Raw genomic sequence first — 826 nt, 5'->3', positions numbered from 1 at the left:
GGCGCCGCCCGGGGCGTCCCTGCCCTGCGCCTTGAGGATCTTGTAGTGATAGCCGTGGTATCCCTCGCCGGCCTTGCGCTCGCCTTTCTGCCCTGCCTTCTCGGCGGCGAACAGCGGCCCGAGGGGACTCGGGTCCTGGCCCGCCGCGTCGGCCCAATAGAGGCCGTCGTGCTTGCCGGGCGCGCTTGCGAACTTCTGCGCGTACTCGAGCACGCTATTGCCGTCGCGGTCCTTTTGCGCGTACTCCTTTTGCGCGTCGAAGTACGCGAGCACGGCTTGCATCGTCGACAGCTCGTTGCGCCCGATGCGCCTGGTGCGCATCTCGTCCGCGCCGGCTCGTGTGTCAAAGCGCCAGCCAGCCGCGCTCTTGACGATCGGGATCGGCAGCAGCCAGTTGCCGTCGCCGACCGCCAGTGCGGCCTTGTCGCCGCTGCCGTCGATGACGGTTTTGTGCTGCTTGGCCCAGGCCGCGAGAAAGGCATAGACGTCTTCCTGGTCCAGGTCGACGGTCGGTACGAAGCGCTTCCAGTCGGCGCCTAACACGGTACGCATGGCGTCGGCGTCGCTGCGCGCGATCGCGCCCGCCAAGGCCTCCGACGCCGCGTCTGCGCTCGGGTAGGCCCGCTGGGCGAAGGATGGGGCCGAGGCGAAGGCAAGTGCCGCGACAGCCAGGGCAAGGGGCCGGATCATGTGCAGGAGCATGGAGTGGACTCGCTTGAATTCAAATTGCGTCATTGAGGTTCTCTTAGCGACGGCCGCGGCCGCCACCGCCGCCCATGCGGGCCCCGCCCCCGCCCCCGCCCCGGCCGCTACCGCCGTAATGCCC

At 69.1% G+C, this 826-nt stretch carries 1 protein-coding gene; it reads right to left on the bottom strand.

Annotated elements, in window-relative coordinates; genetic code table 11:
• A partial coding sequence (locus tag AC1DY5_RS57400) for a DUF2950 family protein (protein WP_478123002.1) occupies positions 1-735 on the bottom strand: 735 nt, incomplete at its 3' end.
• Between the last annotated feature and the right edge of the window lie 91 nt (positions 736-826).

The sequence above is a fragment of the Variovorax sp. P4_D9 genome (assembly GCF_056401695.1).
Note: the sequence above shows the minus strand (reverse complement) of the source record. Positions and strands in the feature narration are given on the sequence as shown.